A 256-nucleotide genomic window follows, 5' to 3' on the forward strand; every position below is an offset into this window, starting at 1 on the left:
CGACAACAAGGCTCAAGCCCTTAGTCGAAGCGACGCTGCCTACAGCTGTTTCCAATTTGTCTTTCAAGCCCTTTTGAATAGCTTCCTGCTTATCGGACATTTCGCCTTGCATCTTTTGGAAGAGTTGAGCTTTTTCTTCGTCCGACATATTGGCGGACTGTTCTTCAAACTGCTTCTGCATATCCTGGGAAGCCGTTTGTAATTCTTTCTGTGCGTTTACAATTGCTTCATTATCCGGTGCAAATACCTTGCTCGT

1 pseudogene is annotated in these 256 nt (G+C 45.3%); it reads right to left on the reverse strand.

What is annotated here, in order from left to right:
- A pseudogene (locus PGX78_RS08065) lies at positions 1-256 on the reverse strand (OmpH family outer membrane protein); the annotation flags it as partial.

The sequence above is a fragment of the Megasphaera sp. AF13-6AC genome (assembly GCF_027685385.1).
In the GTDB taxonomy this organism is placed as follows: domain Bacteria; phylum Bacillota; class Negativicutes; order Veillonellales; family Megasphaeraceae; genus Megasphaera; species Megasphaera micronuciformis.